Origin of the sequence: Clavibacter sp. CT19 (assembly GCF_027858075.1) — a bacterium.
GTDB lineage: Bacteria > Actinomycetota > Actinomycetes > Actinomycetales > Microbacteriaceae > Clavibacter > Clavibacter tessellarius_A.
The window spans coordinates 53,023-73,260 of sequence record NZ_JAQHYR010000010.1 but is presented as its reverse complement, the minus strand read 5'-3'; the positions used below and the strand labels follow the sequence as shown (position 1 = coordinate 73,260).

The 20,238-nt window shown below is 73.5% G+C and carries 16 protein-coding genes and 1 pseudogene; 15 read left to right on the top strand and 2 right to left on the bottom strand.

Features of this window, described 5'->3' with window-relative positions; translation table 11 throughout:
- Nucleotides 1-2: 2 nt before the first annotated feature.
- The 7 genes from PED38_RS12895 (at nt 3) to leuA (ending at nt 10,687) form a co-directional block, all read left to right on the top strand.
- Entirely contained in the window at nt 3-1,319 is a 1,317-nt protein-coding gene (locus PED38_RS12895; protein ID WP_063070268.1) for a hemolysin family protein, read from the top strand.
- Complete coding sequence (gene era, locus PED38_RS12890) at nt 1,312-2,361, top strand: GTPase Era (RefSeq protein ID WP_081234748.1); 1,050 nt, start codon at nt 1,312-1,314, stop codon at nt 2,359-2,361. The genes PED38_RS12895 and era overlap by 8 nt, the downstream gene beginning before the upstream one ends.
- 113 nt (nt 2,362-2,474) lie before the next feature.
- Nucleotides 2,475-3,968: a sensor histidine kinase gene (locus PED38_RS12885; protein WP_270981594.1), complete on the top strand. Its 1,494-nt coding sequence runs from the start codon at nt 2,475-2,477 to the stop codon at nt 3,966-3,968.
- A 65-nt stretch (nt 3,969-4,033) separates the two neighbouring features.
- The gene (locus PED38_RS12880) at nt 4,034-4,720 is read left to right on the top strand and encodes a response regulator (protein ID WP_063070266.1); all 687 of its coding nucleotides are present in this window, start codon (nt 4,034-4,036) and stop codon (nt 4,718-4,720) included.
- A gap of 79 nt (nt 4,721-4,799) precedes the next feature.
- On the top strand, nt 4,800-6,203 hold the full coding sequence (locus PED38_RS12875; protein WP_270981593.1) for an alpha/beta hydrolase: 1,404 nt from the start codon (nt 4,800-4,802) through the stop codon (nt 6,201-6,203).
- Nucleotides 6,200-8,761 (top strand): bifunctional lysylphosphatidylglycerol flippase/synthetase MprF, encoded by a 2,562-nt coding sequence (locus tag PED38_RS12870; RefSeq protein ID WP_081234746.1) that lies wholly within the window; start codon nt 6,200-6,202, stop codon nt 8,759-8,761. Before PED38_RS12875 ends, PED38_RS12870 begins: the two co-directional genes overlap by 4 nt.
- 159 nt (nt 8,762-8,920) lie before the next feature.
- Complete coding sequence (gene leuA / locus PED38_RS12865) at nt 8,921-10,687, top strand: 2-isopropylmalate synthase (protein WP_270981591.1); 1,767 nt, start codon at nt 8,921-8,923, stop codon at nt 10,685-10,687.
- A gap of 102 nt (nt 10,688-10,789) precedes the next feature.
- Here leuA and PED38_RS12860 read toward each other — a convergent pair whose 3' ends face one another.
- On the bottom strand, nt 10,790-11,467 hold the full coding sequence (locus PED38_RS12860; protein ID WP_063070263.1) for a trimeric intracellular cation channel family protein: 678 nt from the start codon (nt 11,465-11,467) through the stop codon (nt 10,790-10,792).
- Nucleotides 11,468-11,585: 118 nt separating this feature from the next.
- On the opposite strand from PED38_RS12860, the pseudogene recO reads away from it, so the two are divergent.
- The 4 genes and pseudogenes from recO to PED38_RS12840 all read left to right on the top strand — a co-directional run.
- Nucleotides 11,586-12,299: pseudogene (gene recO / locus PED38_RS12855) on the top strand (DNA repair protein RecO); the annotation flags it as partial.
- Nucleotides 12,300-12,517: 218 nt separating this feature from the next.
- Nucleotides 12,518-13,384, top strand: coding sequence for an isoprenyl transferase (locus PED38_RS12850; RefSeq protein WP_063070261.1), 867 nt, complete (start codon nt 12,518-12,520; stop codon nt 13,382-13,384).
- Between the two features lie 10 nt (nt 13,385-13,394).
- Entirely contained in the window at nt 13,395-14,495 is a 1,101-nt protein-coding gene (locus tag PED38_RS12845) for a Gfo/Idh/MocA family protein (protein WP_270981588.1), read from the top strand.
- Between the two features lie 108 nt (nt 14,496-14,603).
- Nucleotides 14,604-15,989 (top strand): glycine--tRNA ligase, encoded by a 1,386-nt coding sequence (locus PED38_RS12840; RefSeq protein WP_063070259.1) that lies wholly within the window; start codon nt 14,604-14,606, stop codon nt 15,987-15,989.
- A gap of 51 nt (nt 15,990-16,040) precedes the next feature.
- Here PED38_RS12840 and PED38_RS12835 read toward each other — a convergent pair whose 3' ends face one another.
- Nucleotides 16,041-16,580, bottom strand: coding sequence for an aminoacyl-tRNA deacylase (locus PED38_RS12835; RefSeq protein ID WP_270981586.1), 540 nt, complete (start codon nt 16,578-16,580; stop codon nt 16,041-16,043).
- Nucleotides 16,581-16,631: 51 nt separating this feature from the next.
- On the opposite strand from PED38_RS12835, the gene PED38_RS12830 reads away from it, so the two are divergent.
- The 4 genes from PED38_RS12830 (at nt 16,632) to PED38_RS12815 (ending at nt 20,182) form a co-directional block, all read left to right on the top strand.
- Nucleotides 16,632-17,357, top strand: coding sequence for a DsbA family oxidoreductase (locus PED38_RS12830; protein WP_270981585.1), 726 nt, complete (start codon nt 16,632-16,634; stop codon nt 17,355-17,357).
- A complete protein-coding gene (locus tag PED38_RS12825) occupies nt 17,354-17,599 on the top strand; it encodes a hypothetical protein (RefSeq protein ID WP_063071930.1) in 246 nt (81 codons plus the stop codon). The genes PED38_RS12830 and PED38_RS12825 overlap by 4 nt, the downstream gene beginning before the upstream one ends.
- 92 nt (nt 17,600-17,691) lie before the next feature.
- Nucleotides 17,692-18,918 carry a tRNA dihydrouridine synthase DusB gene (dusB, locus tag PED38_RS12820; protein WP_081235028.1) on the top strand — a complete coding sequence of 409 codons (1,227 nt, stop codon included), beginning with the start codon at nt 17,692-17,694 and terminating at the stop codon, nt 18,916-18,918.
- The gene (locus PED38_RS12815; protein ID WP_175345504.1) at nt 18,908-20,182 is read left to right on the top strand and encodes a deoxyguanosinetriphosphate triphosphohydrolase; all 1,275 of its coding nucleotides are present in this window, start codon (nt 18,908-18,910) and stop codon (nt 20,180-20,182) included. The genes dusB and PED38_RS12815 overlap by 11 nt, the downstream gene beginning before the upstream one ends.
- Nucleotides 20,183-20,238 lie beyond the last annotated feature (56 nt).

Sequence of the window (20,238 nt, the reverse complement as noted above, 5' to 3'; positions counted from 1 at the left end):
CGATGCTCGCCCTCCTCGTCCCCGCGTTCCTCCTGGTCGTCCTCGGCGGCCTCCTCGCCGCCTCCGAGTCGGCCATCTCGTCCCTGTCCCGCGCCGACATCCAGGAGCTCGCGCTCACGTCGCGCGCGAGACGGTCGATGCTCGCCATCTCGACCGACGCCGGCGCGTACGTCAACGCGCTGAGCTTCGTCCGCATCATCGCCGAGACGAGCGCCGCCGTGCTCGTCACGCTGGCGCTGGCGGACACGATCGCGGAGTGGTGGATCACTCTGCTCGTGGCCGCCGCCATCATGACCGCCGTGTCCTTCGTGCTCGTCGGGGCCAGCCCGCGCTCGGTCGGTCGGGTGCACGCCCGCCCGCTCCTCGCGTGGACGGCGCTCATGGTGCGCGTGATCCGGGTGGCCATCGGCCCGGTCGCCGACGCCCTCGTCGCGCTCGGCAACCGCGTCACGCCCGGCCGCCCCAAGACCGTGGCGACGTTCACCAGCGAGGAGCAGCTGCTCAGCATGGTGGACGAGGCCACGGAGCTCGAGGTGCTCGAGGAGGACGACCGCGAGCTCATCCACTCCATCTTCGAGTTCAACGACACCGTGGTGCGCGAGGTCATGATCCCGCGCACCGACATGGTCGTGGTCGAGCAGACCGCGCAGGTCGGCAGCGCCCTCGGCCTCTTCCTCTCCCGCGGCATCTCCCGGGCCCCCGTCACGGGGCGCGACTCGGACGAGATCGAGGGCGTGCTGTACCTCCGCGACCTCGCGCGCATGGTCTACGAGCGGCCCCTCGAGGCCGAGGGCGCGACCGTCGACCAGCTCGCGCGTCCCGCCGTGTTCGTGCCCGAGTCGCAGAAGGCGGACGCGCTGCTGCGGCAGATGCAGCTGGAGTCGAACCACCTCGCGATGGTGGTGGACGAGTACGGCGGCATCGCCGGGCTCGTCACGCTCGAGGACCTCATCGAGGAGCTCGTGGGCGACATCAGCGACGAGTACGACCGCGACGTGCCCGAGTACGAGGACCTCGGCGAGGGCGTGTACCGTGTGAGCGCCCGGCTCCCGATCGACGAGCTGGGCGACCTGTTCGGCCTCGAGCTCGACGACGACGACGTGGACAGCGCTGGCGGCCTGCTCGCCAAGACACTCGGCCGCCTGCCGGAGCGCGGATCCGTGGTGCGGGTCGGCGGTCTGGTGCTCACGGCCGACCGGGTCGAGGGGCGCCGCACGCGCATCAGCACGATCCTCGTCGAGCGCGACCGCGCGGACGACGACGACCACGAGGCGGCCCCCGCGGGCGCCGCCGCCAGCAGAGGACACGACCATGACTGACCCCCGGGACGACGACGACGTGGCCGCGGCTCCGACGACGGATGCCGACGCCGCGGCGCCCGCCCCGCTCTCCGACGCCGCGTGGGGCATCGACCGCGCCGCCGACGCCGCCGCCGAGGCCGCCCGGCCGAAGCGCAAGCCCCGCGGCGGCGCCCCGGCGTACCGCGCCGGGTTCGTCTCCTTCGTCGGCCGCCCGAACGTGGGCAAGTCGACGCTCACCAACGCGCTGGTGGGGGAGAAGGTGGCCATCACGAGCTCCAAGCCGCAGACCACCCGCAAGGCCATCCGCGGCATCGTGCACCGGCCCGACGGGCAGCTGATCCTCGTGGACACCCCGGGCATCCACCGCCCGCGGACGCTCCTCGGCGAGCGGCTCAACTCGCTCGTGCAGACCACGCTCGGCGACGTCGACGTCATCGGCCTGTGCATCCCCGCGGACGAGCGGATCGGCCCGGGCGACCGCTTCATCAACGAGCAGCTCGACGAGTACCCACGCGCCCGCAAGATCGCCATCGTCACGAAGACCGACTCCGCGTCGCGGCACGCGGTCGCCGAGCAGCTCCTCGCCGTGCAGGAGCTCCGCGACTGGGACGCCATCGTCCCCGTCTCCGCGGTCGAGGCCATCCAGCTCGACGCGCTCGTGGGCGAGCTCCTGAAGGCCCTGCCCGTCTCGGAGCAGCTCTACCCAGACGACGCCGTCACCGAGGAGGGGCTCGAGGCCCGCATCTCCGAGCTCATCCGCGAGGCCGCGCTCGAGGGCGTGCAGGACGAGCTGCCGCACTCGCTCGCCGTGACGATCGACGACATGATCGAGCGCGAGGACAAGGAGCTGCTCGAGATCTACGCGAACCTCTTCGTCGAGCGCGACAGCCAGAAGGGCATCGTCATCGGCGCGCAGGGGTCGCGGCTCAAGCACGTGGGCCAGGTGGCGCGCGCGCAGATCGAGCCGCTCGTCGGGAAGCGCGTGTTCCTCTCGCTGCGCGTGAAGATCGCCAAGGACTGGCAGCGCGACCCGAAGCTGCTCGGCCGCCTCGGGTTCTGACCGGGACACGGGAGCCGCCGCGCGTACATCGCGCGGATGAGATCGGGGCGACCGGCCGCGGATCCTCGGCCGCTCGGGGCGCGCCCGGCGGGCGCGGCCCCTACGGTGGTCCCATGCTGCGCAGGATCCCGAGGTACCAGGTCGTCCTCGACGTCGTCCTCGCCGTGGCGTTCGTCGCGCTCCTCGCGCCCGGCTCGATCGGCGTCATGGCCGCCGGCGCGTTCGGCGTCCTCTCGTTCACCACATCGCCGGTCTCGCTCGTCCTCGTGCTCGTCATGGGCGCCGCCCTCGCCGTGCGCCGCCTGTCGCCCGGCCTCTCGCTCGCCATCGCGTGGGCGGGCGCCCTCATCCAGATGGGGGCGGGCGTGGGCGTCGAGCCCGGCGACCTCGCCGTCGCGGGCGTCGTGTACTGCAGCGCCGCGTACGGGGGCCGGATCGTGCGCGCGCTCGGCCTCGCCTCCGCGCTCGTCGGCGGGATCGTGGCCGCCCTCTACCTCTCCTACGAGTCGGGCCGGGTGCCGATCGGCAGCGCGGCCTTCAGCACGGGGGAGTGGACGGCGTACGCCACCCTGGTGCTCTTCCTCCTCCTCTGCGCGTGGAGCGTGCTGCTCGCGTCGTGGACCGCGGGCCGCCTCGTCGTCGCGTCGCGCGCGTCGCACGCCAGCCGGAGCGCGCAGGAGACGGCCGAGCGCGACCAGGCGCGCGCGCTGCACGACGTCGTCGTCGAGCAGGAGCGGAACCGCATCGCCCGGGACATGCACGACGTCGTCGCGCACTCGCTGGCGGTCGTGATCGCCCAGGCCGACGGCGCCCGCTACGCCCGTCTGGTGGACCCGGAGGCGTCCGACCAGGCGCTCCGCACCATCTCGACCACCGCGCGGCAGGCGCTGGGCGACGTCCGGATCCTCCTGGCGCAGCTGCGGCACAGCTCCGACGACAGCCCGCAGCCCGAGCTCAAGGAGCTCAGCGACCTCATCGAGCAGATGCGCTCCACGGGCCTCACCATCGCCGTCGTCGAGACCGGCGAGCCGGGTGCGTTCGGCACCGGCCAGCAGCTCGCCGTGTACCGGATAGTGCAGGAGGCCCTCACGAACGTCCTGCGGCACGGCGACGTCGCGCACCCCGTCGACGTGGAGCTGGCGTGGGAGCCCGACGGCGTGTCGGTCGCGGTGCGGAGCCGCACGCTACCGGATCCGGTCCGGCCCGCGCGGACCACCACCGGGATCATCGCGCTGCCCGTCCTGCCGCCCGCGCCCGCCACGTCCCCGCAGCCGGTCGGCCACGGCCTGGCGGGCATGCGCGAGCGCGCCACGCTGTCCGGCGGACGGTTCTCCGCGGGCGTGCGCGACGGGGTGTGGACGGTCTCGGCGTGGGTCCCGTTCGCGCCGGCCACCCGACCCGTGCCGCGCGTGCCCGTGCCCGGCGCCGCCGCGACGGCCGGATCCCACGCGCGCAGCCGGCCCCTCACCCTCGACGAGCTGTTCCCGCCCGAGGCCGCCGCCGCGGGCACGGCGACGCCGAACCCGCGCATGAGCCCGCACCGCACCGCCGCCGCCCGCGGTGCCGCCGCCCGCCGAGCGGACGACGACCGCTCGACGGCGTCCTGACCCGCGCATCCGCCGACCCGCGCATCCGCTGCCCCGCCCTCCCGCACCCCGACAGAAGGACCCCCGTGCCGACACCCCCCATCCGCGTCGCCCTGGTCGACGACCAGGCCCTGTTCCGCACCGGCGTCCGCATGCTCATCTCCTCGCAGCCCGACCTCGAGTTCGCGGGAGAGGCCGCCAACGGCGAGGAGGCCGTCGGCCTCGCGCGCGAGCAGCGGCCCGACGTGATGCTCATGGACATCCGCATGCCCGTGATGGACGGCATCCACGCCACCGCCGAGGTGCTGCGCGCGGCGGACGCGCGCGGGGAGCGCCCGCCCCGCATCCTCGTGCTCACCACCTTCGACCTCGACGAGAGCGCGGCGCGCGCCATCCGGGCCGGCGCGAGCGGCTTCGTCCTGAAGGACGCCGACCCCGAGTTCCTCCTCGCCGCCATCCGCACGGTCCACGCGGGCAACTCCGTCATCGCCGCATCCGCGACCCGGCAGCTGCTCGAGCACTTCGATCCCGGCTCCCAACCGCGCGTCGCGCCGCCCGCCTTCTCGTCGCTCACCTCCCGGGAGCGGGAGATCTTCGTGCTCGCGGCGCGCGGGCTCAGCAACGCCGAGATCGCGCAGGCCGAGTTCCTCAGCGAGGCGACCGTGAAGACCCACGTGAGCCGGATCCTCGCGAAGCTCAGCCTCCGCGACCGCGTGCAGCTCGTGGTCTTCGCCTTCGAGCACCGGCTGACCGGCACGCGACCGACTCCGTAGCCGCTCGGCGCGCGGCTCCGGCCCCGCCCATGGTCGTGGGCTACATTCGATCGCCACCCTCCAGCTCCAGAGGAAGACCGTGCTCAAGCAACTCGCCGACCTGCCCATCATCTCGACGTCGTTCGTGACCGCGGTGGCGGTCGCGCCGATCGTGGGACTCGTGCTCCTCGCGGTGATCGCGCGACGCGCCCGGCTGGTGCGCGGCGCACGTGCCGAGGACCCCGTCCGCACGGCGGGCGTGCTCGGCCTCGCGGCCCTCCTCGGAGCGCTCTCCGGCATCGCGCTGGCGTGGCTCCTGGGCGACGTGCTGGACCTCTTCGGCGTCGTGCTGTCGATGCCGACCCGCGGCTGGACGGCGGTCGGGGGCATGGGCCTCGGCCTCGCGCTGGTGTCCCTCGTCCGCGGACGACGCGCCGTGACGGGCGTCGGGGGGCGCGCGGCCCCGCCGCGGAGCCTCCGGGCTCTGCACACCGTCGTCGCCGTGCTGGTCGTGCCGCTCGTCGCGTTCGCCGCGGCCGTCGGCATCAACGACGACATCCAGGAGTACCCGAACATCGCGGCGGTCTTCGGCCTGTCGCGGATCAGCCCCCTCGACGTCTCCGCGCTCCCCGGACCGCTCCCCGCGGGCGACCCGGGGACGCGGGACGCGTCGGCACCGCTCGACGAGACGTGGCAGGCGCGCGAGAACCTGCCGCACCGCGGGCGCGTCGGCAGCGTGACCATCCCCGGCACGCAGTCGGGCTTCCCCGCACGCGAGGCGTTCGTGTACCTGCCGCCGGCCGCGCTCGTCGCGGACGCCCCGCAGCTCCCCGTCATCGTGGGGATGTCGGGTCAGCCCGGTTCGCCCGTGGACCTGATCGACTCCGGGCGCCTCGACACCCTGCTCGACGCCTACGCCGCCGACCACGGCGGTCTCGCGCCCATCGTCGTGATCCCCGACCAGCTCGGCGCCGACGACGCCAACCCCCTGTGCATCGACTCCCCGCTCGGCAACTCCGAGACGTACGTCACGGTGGACGTGCCGGCGTGGATCCGCAGCCACCTCCGCGTGCTCCCCGATCGCGACGCCTGGGCCGTCCTCGGCTTCTCGCAGGGCGGCACGTGCGCCGCGCAGTTCGGCACCGGCCACCCCGACCTCTTCGGCTCGCTCATGGACATCTCGGGCGAGCTCACGCCCAACCGCGGACCCGACACGGTCCAGGCCGGGTTCGGCGGCTCGCAGGAGCTCTTCGCGGCCGCCGCGCCGGAGGCCGTGATGAAGGCCCGCGCCCCCTACGACGACATGAGCGCCTTCTTCTGCGTGGGCGAGAACGACCAGGCCTTCCGTTCGCAGGTGGAGGAGATGTCGGCCGCGGCCAAGGCCGCGGGCATGGACACGCGGATGGGCCTCGCCCCCGGCCGAGCCCACGACTGGGGAGCCGTGACCAGCTGCGTCCAGGACGCGCTCCCGGCGCTCGGCCAGCGCCTGGGGCTCTCGCGATGAGCCCGCGCCCTCCGCTCCTCACCCTGTCGGGCACCGGTCGCGCGCTGATGATGCGCACCCTGACCCTCCCCGCGACCACGGGCATCGCCGTGGTCGTGCTGCTGCTGGGCATCCTCCCCGCCGTGTCGGACCGGTGGGCGCACACGGTGCACCACGACCTCGCGACCGGCTACGTCGCGGTCGTCGAACGCGGGCACTGGTGGACCACGGCGACCGCGGCCTTCCTGACGGACGGGCCCGTCGAGCTCGTCGTGTCCCTCCTCGCCGTCCTCGTGCTCGTCGGCGCCGCCGAGCGGCTGATGGGCTGGTGGCGGACGCTCCTCGGGTTCCTCCTCACCGGCACCGTCGGCTCGCTCCTGGGCATCGCGGTGCAGGCCCAGGGGCTCGTCGACGGCGAGCTGTGGTCGCACGGCGTCCGCGGCATCGCGACGGCCGATCCGCTGACGGCGGTGGCCGGCGTCCTCGCCCTCTCGAGCGCGTGGGCCGGGGTGCTGTGGCGGCGCCGGATCCGCGTGGTCCTCGCGGTCGTGGTGCTCGTGTTCCTGCTCTACTCGGGTCAGCCGTCCGACCTCTACCGGCTGCTCGCGATCATCGCGGGCGGGGTCGCCGGAGCGCTCCTCCACCGCCCGGCCGTCGGCGCGCGCTGGCAGCGCAGCTCCCACCACGAGGTGCGCGTGATCCTCGCCACCGTCGTCGGAATCCTGGGCACCGGTCCCGCCATCGCGCTGCTGTCGCGGAGCCGGTACGGCCCGCTCGCGCCCATCGCCCTCCTGTTCGTCGACGACCGCGTGCCGGGCGACGCCATCTCCACGCGCTGCCTGTCGAGCGACTTCACCCACGACTGCCTGCAGGAGATCATGCTGGCGCGCATCGGCGGCGGGGTCGGGCCGATCCTCCTGTCCGTCGCCCCGCTGCTCGCCCTCCTCGTCGCCGCCTACGGGCTCGCCCGCGGACGCCGGTTCGCGGTGTGGCTCGCCGTCGCCGTCAACGGGCTCCTCGCCGTGCTGTCGGCGTACGCCTTCGGCATGCTCGTGCACCGCGACATGGTCTCGCCGCGCCTGTCGGCGTCCCCGTCCGCGCATCCGGAGGCGGTGGCCGCGCTCGCGGCGTCCGTGCTGCTGCCGCTCGGGAGCGCGATCGTCCTGGTGCTCATGCGGCGGCACTTCACCATCCTCTCCACGGCCCCCGCCATCCGCCGCTTCCTCCTGACGGTCGCGGGCGCGCTCGCGGGCCTCATGGCGCTGTTCGTCGGGGTCGGCCTCGCGCTGTCCGACGCCTTCACCCGGACCGTGGACCTCAACGACCTGCTGGCCGAGGCACCCGACCGCTTCATCCCGGCCTCGTTCCTCCGCGGCGAGTCCCTCGACTTCCTTCCCACGGACCCGATCACCGACATCGTCTACCGCGGCGTCGGACCGGTGTTCTGGATCATCCTGGTCATCGCGAGCCTGCGGGCCATCGCGGACGTGCGCATCCAGGCCGTTCCCCGGGCCGCGTCGCTCGTGCGCCCGGCGCTGCAGCGCGGCGCGATCGGCTCGCTCTCGCACATGGCCACCTGGCCCGGCAACTCGTACTGGATCGCCGCGGACGGAGCCACGGTCGTCGCCTACCGCGTGGTGGGCAGCGTCGCCATCACGACGGCGGCGCCGCTCGGCGCGCCCGCCCACGACGAGCGGGCCCTCCGCGACGTCCTCGGCCAGTTCGCGCGCTTCGCCGACGACAACGGATGGACGCCGGTGTTCTACAGCGTCCCCGCGTCGATGTCCCCGCTGTTCCGCGACATGGGCTGGGAGACCCTGGTCGTCGCCGAGGAGACGGTCGTGCGCCCGGGCACCTGGCAGACCACGGGCAAGAAGTGGCAGGACGTGCGCACGTCCATCAACCGGGCCGACCGGGCCGGCATCCGCGCCGAGTGGACGACGTGGGCCGAGCTGCCGCTGGCGTGGGCCAGCCAGATCGACCAGATGTCCGAGGAGTGGGTCGCCGAGAAGGAGCTGCCCGAGATGGGCTTCACGCTCGGCGGGGTCGAGGAGCTGCGCGACCCGCAGGTGCGCCTCATGCTCGCGGTCGACGCCGACGACCGCGTCCAGGCCGCGACGAGCTGGCTGCCCACCAGGCGCGACGGCGTGGTGATCGGCTGGACCCTCGACTTCATGCGCCGCCGGCCCGACGGCATCAACGGCGTGATGGAGTTCCTCATCGCCCGCTCCGCCATGCGCATGAAGGAGGACGGCATCGAGTTCATGAGCCTCTCCGCGGCGCCCCTCGCGCAGACCCGGGCGGCGTCGCCCGACACCGCGTCGGACGCGCCGGGGGAGGAGCGCCGGGAGAGCGCGGTCGAGCGGATCCTCGAGTTCCTCGCCGACTCGCTCGAGCCGGTCTACGGGTTCCGCTCGCTGCTCGAGTTCAAGCGCAAGTTCCAGCCGGAGCTGGTGCCGCTGATCATGGCGTACCCGGACGCGACCGCCCTGCCCACCATCGGGCTCGCCCTCACCCGGGCGTACCTGCCGTCCACGTCGGTGCGCGACCTCACGCGCGTGCTCCGCTCCGCCCGATGAGCGCCGCCCGGCCGCGGGTGCGGACCGCCTGGGCGCCGGTGTACCGTGGACCCATGCAGTCGGGCCGCCTCCTCCTTAGTCGCCGCGGCGAGGCCTGATCCGGCCCTCCTCGTCGCGGAGTCCCGTCACGGCTGACCCGCACACGACGAGGAGACGACCATGAAGAGCACGCAGGCCCCCAGCGGGATGCCCATCCACAAGTACCGCCCGTTCCACGAGCAGATCCAGGTGGACCTGCCCGACCGCACCTGGCCCTCCCGCCGGATCACCGAGGCGCCGCGCTGGTGCGCGGTCGACCTCCGCGACGGCAACCAGGCGCTCATCGACCCGATGAGCCCCGAGCGCAAGCGGATCATGTTCGACCTGCTCGTGCGCATGGGCTACAAGGAGATCGAGGTCGGCTTCCCGTCGGCCAGCCAGACCGACTTCGACTTCGTGCGCAGCCTCATCGAGGAGGGCGCGATCCCGGACGACGTCACCATCCAGGTGCTCACGCAGGCGCGCGAGCACCTCATCGCCCGCACCTACGAGTCGATCCGCGGCGCCAAGCAGGCGATCGTCCACCTGTACAACTCCACGAGCGTGCTGCAGCGCGACGTCGTGTTCCGCACCGACCGTCAGGGGATCATCGACATCGCGCTCGAGGGCGCGCGCCTCTGCAAGCGGTACGAGGAGACGATCCCGGACGTGGACGTGTACTACGAGTACTCGCCCGAGAGCTACACGGGCACCGAGCTGGAGTTCGCGACCGAGATCTGCAACCGCGTCGTCGAGGTGCTCGACCCCACGCCCGAGCGCAAGGTCATCCTCAACCTGCCGGCGACCGTCGAGATGGCGACGCCGAACGTCTACGCCGACTCCATCGAGTGGATGTGCCGCCACATCGACCGCCGCGACGAGGTCATCGTGTCGCTGCACCCGCACAACGACCGCGGCACGGCCGTCGCCGCCGCCGAGCTCGGCTACCTGGCCGGCGCCGACCGCATCGAGGGCTGCCTCTTCGGCAACGGGGAGCGCACGGGCAACGTCGACCTCGTCGCCCTCGGGATCAACCTGTTCACGCAGGGCATCGACCCCCAGATCGACTTCAGCGACCTCGACGGGATCAAGCGCACGGCCGAGCACTGCAACCAGCTGGCCGTGCCGGAGCGGAGCCCCTGGGCGGGCGACCTCGTGTACACGGCGTTCAGCGGATCGCACCAGGACGCCATCAAGAAGGGCTTCGAGGCCATGGCCGTCGACGCCGCGGCCCAGGGCAAGACGGTCGACGAGATCCCGTGGGCCGTGCCGTACCTGCCGGTGGACCCGCAGGACCTCGGCCGCTCCTACGAAGCCGTGATCCGCGTCAACTCGCAGTCCGGCAAGGGCGGCGTCGCGTACCTGCTGAAGGCCGACCACTCGCTCGACCTGCCGCGCCGCCTCCAGATCGAGTTCTCCGGCGTCGTGCAGGCCAAGACCGACGCCGAGGGCGGCGAGGTCACGAGCGCGCAGATCTGGTCGATCTTCCAGGACGAGTACCTCCCCGCGCCCCTCGACCGCGCCGAGGAGAAGTGGGGGCGGTTCGAGCTGACCTCCACGCGCACCTCGAGCGACATGGGCGGATCCGTCTCGCTCGACGTCGAGCTCCGCGACGGCGACGAGGTGCGGCAGGCATCCGCCGCGGGCAACGGCCCCATCGCCGCGTTCCTCCAGGTGCTCGCCGACCAGGGCGTGGACGTGCGCCTCCTCGACTACGTGGAGCACGCGCTCAGCGCGAGCGGCGACGCGCTGGCCGCGTCCTACGTGGAGCTCGAGGTCGAGGGCGTGCGCCTCTGGGGCGTGGGCATCGACGAGGACAGCTCCACGGCCTCGCTCGAGGCCATCGTCTCCGCGGTCAACCGGGCGATCCGCCGCACGGTACGCGAACCGGAGCTCGCCGCGGTCTGATCCGCGGGGCACCACCACGATGACGGCCGGGCGGCGACGCCCGGCCGTCATCGTGCGCGGGGGGCGTCCCGCGGGCGGCGCAGCTGCGGGGACGCGGGCGCCTCAGCGGCGGGGACGCGGGCGGCGCAGCGCCGTGAAGCGCAGGCGGCTGAGCGCGCGCTGCTCCGGCAGGCTCCAGCCGAAGCGCACCGCGAGGAGCCGCGTGGTCGCGGTGACGGCGACGCAGACGATGGCGGCGCCCCACATGGGCACCCCGAACGCGGCCAGCCCCACCACGATGACCGCGCCCACGGCGGCGGCGACCGCGTAGAGCGAGCCCACGTGCATCATCGCGATGGGCAGGTTGAGGAGCAGGTCGCGCACGAACGAGCCGCCGACGGCCGAGACGACGCCGATGAAGACCGCGGGCACCTCGGGGACGCCGGCGGCCATGGCCTTCGACGTGCCGATGGCGCAGAAGAGGCCGATGGTGAGCGCGTCGAGCACGGTGATGACGACGTCGAGGCGGGTGAAGATCCGCTCGAGCAGCATCCCGCCGAGGGCCGCGGCGACGGCCACGAGCATGAGCCAGTTGCTGGAGAGCGCGGCCGGCGTGACGTTGAGGAACACGTCGCGGAGGAGGCCGCCGCCGAGCCCCGTGGCCGTGCCGATGATGGCGACCCCGAGCAGGTCGAGCCGCCGGTCGCGGAAGCCGGCCGCGAACATGGCGCCCTGGAGGCTGCCGATGCTGACCGCCAGGAGGTCCGCCCACAGCGGGATGGTGAGGGGGACGGGATCCATGGCCTCCCCTTGATAGCACAGCGCGGGTGCCGTACCCGGCCGCGCGACGCCGGGTGGACCGGGACGGACCCGCGCGGCGGCGGAGGGGGAGCCGGGGCGCGGGGCGGATAATCGACGGGTGCCCCTCTACCGTGACGAGATCGTCGTCCTGCGCACCCACAAGCTGGGCGAGGCGGACCGGATCGTCACGATGCTCTCCCGGCAGCACGGCAAGATCCGGGCCGTCGCGAAGGGCGTGCGCCGCACGCAGTCCAAGTTCGGCGCGCGGCTCGAGCCGTTCATGGTCGCCGACGCCCAGTTCTTCGAGGGCCGGACGCTCGACATCATCACGCAGGCCGAGTCCATCGCGTCCTACGGCGCCCTCATCGCGACTGACTACGGCAGCTACACGGCCGCCAGCGCCATGGTCGAGACGGCCGACCGCGTCACCGAGGACGAGGGCTCGCTGCAGCAGTACCTGCTCCTCGTCGGCGCGCTCCGATCGCTCAGCCGCCGCGAGCACGGCGCGAGCCTGACCCTCGACTCGTACCTCCTGCGGAGCCTCTCGATGGCCGGCTGGGCGCCGAGCTTCCAGGACTGCGCCGTCACGGGCGCGCCGGGCCCGCACTCCGCGTTCGTCGTGCAGCTCGGCGGCGTGGTCGCGGATGCCGCCGCCCCGCCCGGATCCCCGCGCCTCGACCCCGACACCCTCGCCCTGCTCTCCGCGCTCCTCACGGGCGACTGGCGGCACGCCGAGGCGGCGACGCTCCGGTCGCAGGCGCGCGCGAGCGGTGTGGTCGCGGCCTACGCGCAGTGGCACCTCGACCGGGGGATCCGCTCGCTGGGCCTCGTCGACCGCAGCGACGCCCGCCAGCTCCTCCCGCCCACGGAGCAGCCCGTGCCGCTCGACGCACCCGATCTCGACGGCGCCGACCCGGATCCGGCCGCGGCCCTCGCCGCCGCGACCGCGTCCGTCGTCCGGGCCACCCCGCGCGACGCCGACCCCGACCCCGACGACGCGACCGCCGTCGCCGACCCCGCCGACCGATCCCGAGCACAGGAGACGACCCCATGAGCCGACGCCCCGAGGTCCCCGGCCGCACCGACCTGCCGCTCGACTGGACGGGGGAGCGTCCGCCCGAGATCCCGGCCGACCTCGTGCCGCAGCACATCGCGGTCGTGATGGACGGCAACGGCCGCTGGGCGAACCAGCGCGGCCTGCCCCGCACCGCCGGGCACCAGGCCGGCGAGGAGGCGTGGTTCGACACCGTCGCCGGCGCCGTGCAGCTCGGCGCGACGCACCTGTCCGTGTACGCGTTCTCGACCGAGAACTGGAAGCGCTCGCCCGCGGAGGTCCGCTTCCTCATGGGCTTCAACCGCGACGTGATCCACCGCCGCCGCGACCAGCTGAACGCCTGGAACGTGCGGATCCGCTGGGCCGGCCGCCGCCCCCGCCTCTGGCGCAGCGTCATCGACGACCTACGGGTCGCCGAGGAGATGACGAAGGACAACACCGGGATGACGCTCACGATGTGCATCAACTACGGCGGCCGCACCGAGATCGGCGACGCCGTGAAGCGCATCGCCGAGGACGTGGACGCCGGGCGCCTCAAGGCGTCGCGCGTCGACGAGCGCACGATCCAGCGCTACCTCTACCTGCCCGACGTGCCGGACGTCGACCTCTTCATCCGCAGCTCCGGCGAGCAGCGCACGAGCAACTTCCTGCTCTGGCAGTCGGCGTACGCCGAGATGGTCTTCCTCGACCGGCTCTGGCCCGACTTCCGGCGGAAGGACCTCTGGGACGCCGTCGAGAGCTACGTGCACCGCGACCGGCGCTTCGGCGGGGCGATCGACGCGCACGCGGGCGACGCCGACGAGGGGTCCGCCGAGGATCCCGACGCCCCGACGGACGGCGACCGGGACCCGGACGCTCAGTAGCATCGATCGGGTGAGCACACCCGACACCGCCTCCGCCGCAGCCCCGTCCGACACCGCCGCCGAGGCGCCCATCCGCGTGGGGATCGTCGGCTACGGCCTCGCGGGCCGCGTCTTCCACGCGCCGTTCCTCGAGGCGAGCCCGGAGTACCGCGTCGCGCTCGTCGCGACCTCGGATCCGGACCGCGCCGCGCTCGTGCGCGAGCGCCACCCGGGCGCCGACGTCGTGGCGTCCGCCGACGAGCTCTTCGCGCGCTCGTCCGAGCTCGACATGGTCGTCATCGCGTCGCCCGCCTCCGCGCACCTGCAGCAGGGCATGCAGGCGCTCGACGCGCACCTCGCCGTCGTGATGGACAAGCCGTTCGTCGCGACCGTCGACGAGGCGCTCATGCTGATCGAGCGGGCCGAGGCGCTCGGCGTGCCCTTCTCCGTCTTCCAGAACCGCCGCCTCGACGGCGACTTCCTCACCGTGCGCGCGCTCATCGAGTCGGGGCGCCTCGGCGACGTGCACCGCTTCGAGTCGACCTTCGAGCGCTGGGGCGGCCCGGTCCGCGACCGCTGGCAGGACCGCGAGACCCCGGCCGACGCCGCCGGCATCTCCTACGACCTCGGCAGCCACCTCATCGACCAGGCGCTCCAGCTCTTCGGCCCGGTCGTCGATTTCGCCTCCGAGCTCGCGACGGTGCGCGACGGATCCGCCAGCGACGACGACGCCTTCTACTCGCTGCTGCACGAGTCGGGCGTGCAGTCGCACATCACCGTCAGCCGAGTCGCCGCCCTCGCGGGCCCGCGCTTCCGCGTGCTCGGCACCGCCGGCGCGTACGCCGTGCACGGGTTGGACCCGCAGGAGCCGCTCCTCAAGCGGGGCGCGTCGCCGACCGACGCCGGCTTCGGCGAGGCGCCCGAGTCGGAGTGGGGCACGCTCGTCGAGGCGGCGGGCGATCCCGCGGGCGAGCGGATCCCCACCGAGCGCGGCCGCTACGCCGACTTCTACGCCGCGATGGCCGACGCCGTGCGCGGACGCGGACCCGTGCCCGTCGAGCCGCGCGACTCCCTCGAGACCGTCCGCATCGTCGAGCTGGCCCACCGCCGGACCGCGGGCGACGAGGACTGAGCGCCCGCCCGTAGACTGGGGGCCGCCTTTCCCGGCGACCCGCGGCGCCCGCCCACCGGTCGTCGTCCGCCGACCGGGCACCCAGTCCGGCCCCACCTAGGAGCAATCGTGGCAACCCCCTCGCGTCTCGACCCCGTCATCAACCTCGCCAAGCGGCGCGGATTCGTCTTCCAGGCGGGTGAGATCTACGGCGGCTCGCGCTCCGCGTGGGACTACGGGCCGCTCGGCGTGGCGCTGAAGGAGAACATCAAGCGCCAGTGGTGGCAGACCATGGTCAACGGCCGCGACGACGTCGTCGGCCTCGACTCCTCGGTCATCCTGCCGCGCCGAGTGTGGGAGGCGTCCGGCCACGTCGAGGTCTTCAGCGACCCGCTCGTGGAGTCGCTGCACACGCACAAGCGCTACCGCGCCGACCACCTCCTCGAGGCGTACGAGGCGAAGCACGGCCACCCGCCCGTCAACGGCCTCGCCGACATCAAGGACCCGGACACCGGCCAGCCCGGCTCCTGGACCGAGCCGCAGAACTTCTCCGGCCTCCTCAAGACCTTCCTCGGCCCCGTCGACAACCAGGAGGGCATGCACTACCTCCGTCCCGAGACCGCGCAGGGCATCTTCGTCAACTTCGCGAACGTGCTGAGCGCGGCGCGGCAGAAGCCGCCGTTCGGCATCGGCCAGATCGGCAAGAGCTTCCGCAACGAGATCACGCCGCAGAACTGGATCTTCCGCACGCGCGAGTTCGAGCAGATGGAGATGGAGTTCTTCGTCGAGCCCGGCACCGACGCCGAGTGGCACCAGTACTGGATCGACCAGCGCTACGCCTGGTACACCGACCTCGGCATCGACCCCGAGAACCTCCGCCTCTTCGAGCACCCGGCCGAGAAGCTCTCGCACTACTCCACCCGCACGGTCGACATCGAGTACCGCTTCGGCTTCGCCGGCGGCGCGTGGGGCGAGCTCGAGGGCATCGCGAACCGCACCGACTACGACCTGCGCACGCACTCCGAGGCGTCCGGCCAGGACCTCTCCTACTTCGACCAGACGAAGAACGAGCGCTGGATCCCGTACGTCATCGAGCCCGCGGCCGGCCTCACCCGGTCGATGATGGCGTTCCTGGTGGACGCGTACCACGAGGACGAGGCGCCGAACGCGAAGGGCGGCGTCGACAAGCGCACGGTCCTCCGCCTCGACCGCCGGCTCGCGCCCGTGAAGGTCGCGGTGCTGCCGCTGTCGCGCAACGAGCGGCTGTCGCCGGTCGCGCGCGAGCTGGCCGCCGAGCTGCGCAAGGTCTGGAACATCGAGTTCGACGACGCGGGCGCCATCGGCCGCCGCTACCGGCGCCAGGACGAGATCGGCACGCCGTTCTGCGTCACGGTCGACTTCGACACGCTCGACGACAAGGCGGTCACGGTGCGCGAGCGCGACACCATGGCGCAGGAGCGCATTCCGCTCGACGATCTCATGGGGTACCTCGCGGGGCAGCTCATCGGCGCCTGACCCGCTCCGTGCACGACCGGTCCGCCGTCCCCGATGCCGCCTCGCGCGGGATCAGGGGCGGCGGATCGTCAGCTCGTCGGTGATGTCGCCGAGGGTGGCGCCGAGCGCCGTCACCAGCGCATCCGCGTCGACGAGCGCCGAGACGCCGTGCTCGCCCGCGCCCATGCCGATGCGGCGGCCGCGGATCCGCTCGTCGGCGTACACCGGCAGGTCGCCCTCCGCGCCGAGGGGCGTGATCGTGCCGCGCTCGTAGCCCGTCGCCTGGAACGCGACCTCGGGCGCCGGCATCGAGAGCTTGTTGACGTCGACGAGAGCGCGCAGCTTCGCCCAGCTGATCTGCCGGTCGCCCGGCACGAGCGCGATGAGCAGCGCGCCGTCGTGCCGCTTCACGACGAGCGACTTCACGAGGTGCGACGGATCGATGCCGAGGCCCGCGGCCGCCTCCTCGAGCGAGGAGGCCTCCGGTCGGTCGACCACTTCGACGTCGATCCCGAGGCGGGCGGCATGGGCGAGGACGCGGGCGCGTCCGCGGGGAGCGGCGTCGTCGGATCCGGACGGGGAGGGGGAGGGGGAGGGGGAGTTGTCGGCCATGACCGGGCAACACCGCGGGAATGCCCCGCCTTCCCGACCGGTTGCCCACCCGTGACCGACACCCCCGCCTCCGCCCTGCCCGCCCTCCGCGTCGACGTCTGGTCCGACATCGCCTGCCCGTGGTGCTACGTCGGCAAGCGGCGGTTCGAGGCCGGCGCGCGGGCGTTCGCCGCGCAGACGCCCGGCGCCCCGGCGATCGAGGTCACCTACCGGTCCTTCGAGCTCGCGCCCGACACCCCGGTCGACTTCCAGGGCACGGAGGTCGACTTCCTCGCCGGCCACAAGGGCATCCCCACCGAGCGCGTCCGCACGATGCTCGCCGACATGACCTCCCTCGCGGCCGCCGAGGGCCTCGACTACGACTACGACGCGCTGCAGCACACCAACACTGTCCTCGCGCACGAGCTGCTCCACCACGCGCGGGCGCACGGGCTGCAGCTCGAGATGGTCGAGCGCCTGCTGTCCGCCTACTTCACGGAGGGGCGCCACGTCGGGCGGGTGCCCGACCTCGTCGAGCTCGCGGCCGAGGTCGGCCTCGACGCCGACGCGGCGCGGGAGGCGCTCGAGTCGCACCGCCACCTCGACGACGTGCGGGCCGACCAGGCGCAGGCGGTCGCGTACGGCATCCAGGGAGTGCCGTTCTTCGTGATCGAGGAGCGCTTCGGCATCTCCGGCGCGCAGGACCCGACGGTCTTCGCGTCCGCCCTCGCCGAGGCCCTGGCCGCGCGCGACGGCGAGACCATGCGCGTCGTCGCGGGCGAGGAGGCGGCGCGATGAGCGTCCCTCCCGCCACGGGCACGCTGCCCGTCGTCGCGCCCGCGGCTCCGGAGACGCCGCGGCTCCCGCTCCTCGCGATGCGCGGATCCGCCGACGCCGCCGCCTGCGAGGGCGACGCGTGCCTCGTGCCCGGGGCCGTCGCCGCCCCGGCCGACGCGGGATCCGCCGCTCCGACGGACGCGGATCCCGCCGCCGACCTCGCGCGGGTGCGCGACGCCATCGACTCCGGACGGGCCATCTGACCCTCCCTCCCCAGACCGTCCCCGCCGCCTCCTCGAGCGGATGCCCGCCCGCGTCCGCCGCCCGCCGTCCCGTCTGGGAGAATCGAGCCGTCATGTCCTCTCCGACCCTCACCCCCGTGCCCTCCGCGGCCGACGTCCCCGGCGCGCCCGCGGCCTCCGCCCGGCCCGCCCTCCGCATCGGCGGCATCCCGCTCGACGTGCCCGTGGTGCTCGCGCCCATGGCGGGCATCACCAACACGGCCTTCCGCCGCCTCTGCCGGGAGTTCGGGGCCGGCCTCTACGTGAGCGAGATGATCACGAGCCGCGCGCTCGTCGAGCGCACCCCCGAGTCGATGCGCCTGATCACGCACCACCCGTCGGAGAAGGTCCGCTCCATCCAGCTCTACGGGGTCGACCCGAAGACCGTGCGCGAGGCCGTCACCATGCTCGTCGCGGAGGACCGCGCCGACCACATCGACCTCAACTTCGGCTGCCCCGTGCCCAAGGTCACCCGGAAGGGCGGGGGAGCGGCGCTGCCCTGGAAGCTCGGGCTCTTCACCGACATCGTCGAGGGCGCGGTGAAGGCCGCGGGCGACGTGCCGCTCACGGTCAAGATGCGCAAGGGCATCGACGCCGACCACCTCACCTACCTCGAGGCCGGCCGCGCCGCCGAAGCCGCGGGCGTCGCCTCCATCGCGCTGCACGCGCGCACGGCGAGCGACTACTACAGCGGGCACGCCGACTGGTCGGCCATCGCGAAGCTCAAGCAGGCCATCACGAGCGTGCCCGTCCTCGGCAACGGCGACATCTGGGCCGCGGAGGACGCCATCCGCATGATGGACGAGACCGGCGCCGACGGCGTGGTCGTCGGCCGGGGCTGCCTCGGCCGCCCCTGGCTCTTCGGCGACCTCGCCGCCGCCTTCCACGCGCGCGCCGCCGGGTCGGATCCCGCCGACACGCCGCGCGCGCAGCCCTCGCAGGGCGCCGTCGCCGACACCTTCCGCCGCCACGTGGAGCTCCTCGCGGAGTTCTTCGAGAGCGAGGAGCGCGGCTGCCGCGACGCGCGCAAGCACGTCGCCTGGTACTTCAAGGGCTACCCCGTCGGCGGCGACCTGCGGGCGGCGCTCGCCTCGGCGTCGTCGCTCGAGGAGATCGACGGCCTGCTCGCCACCCTCGACCGCGACCAGCCCTACCCGGGTGCCGGCGCCGAGGGCGCGCGCGGCCGCCAGGGCAGCATGAAGCGCACGGCGCTGCCGGACCGCTGGCTCGAGAGCCGCGACATCGACGCGCAGGATGCGATGGACATCGCGGACGGGGAGATCCACAACAGTGGCGGTTGAGAGCACCGAGGCGCGGTCCGCGTACAGCGAGACCGACGCGGAGCGTTGGTACCCGGAGCAGCACTCCTCACGCCGCAGCGACTTCGCGCGCGACCGCGCCCGTCTCCTGCACTCCAGCGCCCTCCGGCGCCTGGCCGCGAAGACGCAGGTGCTGAGCCCCATGGCGGGCCTCGACTTCGCGCGCAACCGCCTCACCCACTCGCTCGAGGTGGCGCAGGTGGGCCGCGAGCTCGCCTCGAGCCTCGACCTGGATCCCGACGTGGTCGACACCGCGTGCCTCGCGCACGACATCGGCCACCCGCCCTTCGGCCACAACGGCGAGCGGGCGCTCAACGACTGGGCGGCCGACATCGGCGGCTTCGAGGGCAACGCGCAGACGCTGCGGCTGCTCACGCGGCTGGAGCCCAAGGTCATCGGGCCGGAGGGGCGGCCGTACGGGCTCAACCTCACGCGCGCGAGCCTCGACGCGAGCTGCAAGTACCCGTGGCCGAGCTCGCAGTCGGTGCCGGATCCCTCGGGCCGTGGCAAGTTCGGCTTCTACGACGACGACGTGGCGGCGTTCGCGTGGCTCCGCGAGGGCGCGCCCACGGGCCGCCGCTGCATCGAGGCCGAGGTCATGGACCTCAGCGACGACATCGCGTACTCCGTGCACGACTTCGAGGACGCCATCGTCGGCGGCTACGTCGACGTGCGCGCGCTCGGCGCCCGGGTCGACCACGAGGAGCTCGTCGACTCGATGGTCGCGTGGATCGGCGGGGCGCACTCGCACGAGGAGCTCATCCAGGCGTTCGACCGGCTCGACTCGCTCGACGTCTGGGTCGACGAGTACGACGGCGGCCGCGGCGCCCAGGCGGCGCTGAAGGACCTCACCAGCCAGCTCATCGGCCGGTTCGCGGGCGCCGCCACGCAGCTCACGCGCGCCACGCACACGGACCGCAGCCTCATCCGCTTCGGCGCGCACGTGGTCGTGCCGCGCGCCATCCAGGCGGAGATCGCAGTGCTCAAGGGCATCGTCGCGGCGTTCGTCATGTCGAAGAACACGCGCCAGCCCATCTACGCCCGCCAGCGCGAGGTGCTCGCCGGCCTCGCCGACGCCCTGCACGCGCGCGGCGCCGACGAGCTCGACCCGGGCTTCGCGGGGGACTGGCGCGAGGCTGCGGACGACGGGGCGCGCAAGCGCGTCATCGTCGACCAGGTCGCCAGCCTCACCGACCAGTCGGCCATCGCCTGGTACGAGCGCCTGTGCGCCCGGCCCGTCTTCTGACGCCCGCGCGGCGCATCCCGCGACCCGGGATCGCCTCCGGGGCCGGACGTAGGATG

Excerpts from the sequence above, each read along its gene's own strand:
- era (WP_081234748.1), top strand. The coding sequence starts at position 1,312 with ATGACTGACCCCCGGGACGACGACGACGTGGCCGCGGCTCCGACGACG.
- PED38_RS12860 (WP_063070263.1), bottom strand. The coding sequence starts at position 11,467 with ATGGATCCCGTCCCCCTCACCATCCCGCTGTGGGCGGACCTCCTGGCG.
- PED38_RS12850 (WP_063070261.1), top strand. The coding sequence starts at position 12,518 with ATGAGCCGACGCCCCGAGGTCCCCGGCCGCACCGACCTGCCGCTCGAC.
- dusB (WP_081235028.1), top strand. The coding sequence starts at position 17,692 with ATGTCCTCTCCGACCCTCACCCCCGTGCCCTCCGCGGCCGACGTCCCC.
- PED38_RS12895 (WP_063070268.1), top strand. The coding sequence starts at position 3 with ATGCTCGCCCTCCTCGTCCCCGCGTTCCTCCTGGTCGTCCTCGGCGGC.
- PED38_RS12885 (WP_270981594.1), top strand. The coding sequence starts at position 2,475 with ATGCTGCGCAGGATCCCGAGGTACCAGGTCGTCCTCGACGTCGTCCTC.
- PED38_RS12825 (WP_063071930.1), top strand. The coding sequence starts at position 17,354 with ATGAGCGTCCCTCCCGCCACGGGCACGCTGCCCGTCGTCGCGCCCGCG.
- PED38_RS12835 (WP_270981586.1), bottom strand. The coding sequence starts at position 16,580 with ATGGCCGACAACTCCCCCTCCCCCTCCCCCTCCCCGTCCGGATCCGAC.
- PED38_RS12870 (WP_081234746.1), top strand. The coding sequence starts at position 6,200 with ATGAGCCCGCGCCCTCCGCTCCTCACCCTGTCGGGCACCGGTCGCGCG.
- leuA (WP_270981591.1), top strand. The coding sequence starts at position 8,921 with ATGAAGAGCACGCAGGCCCCCAGCGGGATGCCCATCCACAAGTACCGC.